Below are 1,852 nucleotides of genomic sequence, written 5' to 3'. Positions count from 1 at the left end.
CGGGTGTCGCTTTTCGTGGTCAGGTGCGGGGAGAAGTTGTCCAGCACGATCGCGATACGAATCCGGGGCGGGTGGAGGCTGCGCAGGTAACGGCAGAACTCCAGAAACCTCGTGCGGGTCTTCTGCGGCTTGATGTGTCCGTAGAGCTGGTCCTTGCCCAGGTCGTAGGCGGCGGACAAGGTGGCGTACTCCGCGCGGGCGGGTGTAGGTCGCCCGGCGCCGCGGCCTGGGCTCACGGTCGGGGTCCTTGCTCCTGCCGCCGCGCTCGGCCCACTCCCGACCCGGGTGGGGCTGGAGGTTGAGCGGGCCGAACTCGTCCAGGCAGAAGACAACGTCGGTCTCGCCGTCCTTAGTACTGCAACGGTGCTTGCCGTGACTGTTGGGCAGCTCGGTCGTTGGTGTGGTCATGGGTGGGGACCTTGCTGATGTCAGGTTGTGGGCGGGTGAACTCGAGGCGGTGTATGAGCGGTTCGTGCACCGGTTCAACCGGGAGGAGCCGCGTCAGTCAGCGCTTGCCTATATGCGGGGGCTGGTAGCTCCGTTGGAGCGGAAGAACGGCTGGACGCTGGCGGAGGAGGCCGGGCACGCGGGGCCCGATCGCATCCACCGGCTGCTGAACCGGATCGAGTGGGACGCTGATGACGTCCTGGACGACGTGCGCGATTACGTCGTCGAACACCTCGGAGACCGGGATGCCGTCCTGATCGTCGACGACACAGGATTCCTGAAGAAGGGCATCCGTTCGGCCGGTGTCCAGCGGCAGTACTCCGGCACCGCGGGACGCACGGAAAACTCCCAGATCGGGGTTTTTCTCGCCTATGCGACTGGCCGCGGACGCACGCTGATCGACCGCAGGCTGTATCTGCCCACGTCCTGGACGGATGACCGCGAGCGATGCCGGCGGGCGGGCATCGAGGACAGTGTCGCCTTCGAGACGAAGGTGGCGATGGCCAAAGCGATGGTCCGCAAGGCCATCGCCGACCAGATTCCGTTCCGGTGGGTGACGGCGGACGCCGCCTACGGCTTCAGCAAAGGCTGGCGGTTCGAGCTGGAGCAGGCTGATGTCTTCCACGTCATGGCCACTACCCGCCACGACACCGTCGTCACCCGCTGGGCCATCGACCATCCCGTCCACGACCTGTTCCCCGGCCTGCCGCGGCAGAAGTGGAAACGCCGTTCCTGCGGCGCGGGAGCCCACGGCCGGCGGGTCTACGACTGGGCCCGCATCGAGGTCCGGCCCTTCCACCGCGAGGACCGCCGGCACTGGGTTCTCGCCCGCCGCAGCGTCAGCAGACCCGAAGAGATCTCCTACTACATCGCCTACTGCCCCGCCAACACCACCCTGGATGAGCTGATCCGCATCGCGGGCAGCCGATGGGCCGTGGAGGAATGCTTCCAGACCGCCAAGCAGGAGTGCGGCCTGGACGACTACCAGGTCCGCCGCTATCCCGGCTGGCACCGCCACATGACCCTGGCCATGGCCGCCCACGCCTGCCTGACCGTCCTGCGAGCCCGCCATCTGGACGCGGACAAAGCAGAAACGGATCCTCCCGGCTCATCCACCTCAGCCTCGCCGAAATCAGACGCCTGATCACCCGGCTCACCACACGCCGTCCCACCCCGGTCGACCACATCCTGCACTGGTCGACATGGCGCCGCAGACGGCAGTATCAAGCTCGGCTCAGTCACTACAAGCGCCGTGGACACAGCCCCTGAAAACTGCCCAGCACTCAGAACAAGCACCGTTGCAGCACTAGAGATCGTCTTCAAAGGTCAGATCCAGAGCAGGATTGAGGCGATGGTGATGGCGGCTTGGTAGGACTCACGGGTCTTGTCATAGCGAGTGGCCAGG

General features: G+C 66.0%; 1 protein-coding gene and 1 pseudogene. One reads left to right on the top strand and one right to left on the bottom strand.

Going from position 1 to position 1,852, the window contains the following annotated elements; translation table 11 throughout:
• Positions 1-351 (bottom strand): annotated as a pseudogene (locus IG78_RS43580) (IS630 family transposase); the annotation flags it as partial.
• Between the two features lie 55 nt (positions 352-406).
• On the opposite strand from IG78_RS43580, the gene IG78_RS0140985 reads away from it, so the two are divergent.
• Positions 407-1,591, top strand: a complete 1,185-nt coding sequence (locus IG78_RS0140985) for an IS701 family transposase (RefSeq protein ID WP_037687725.1) — start codon at positions 407-409, stop codon at positions 1,589-1,591.
• Positions 1,592-1,852: the final 261 nt, after the last annotated feature.

The organism is Streptomyces aureocirculatus (assembly GCF_000720475.1).
GTDB lineage: Bacteria > Actinomycetota > Actinomycetes > Streptomycetales > Streptomycetaceae > Streptomyces > Streptomyces aureocirculatus.
Note: the sequence above shows the minus strand (reverse complement) of the source record. Positions and strands in the feature narration are given on the sequence as shown.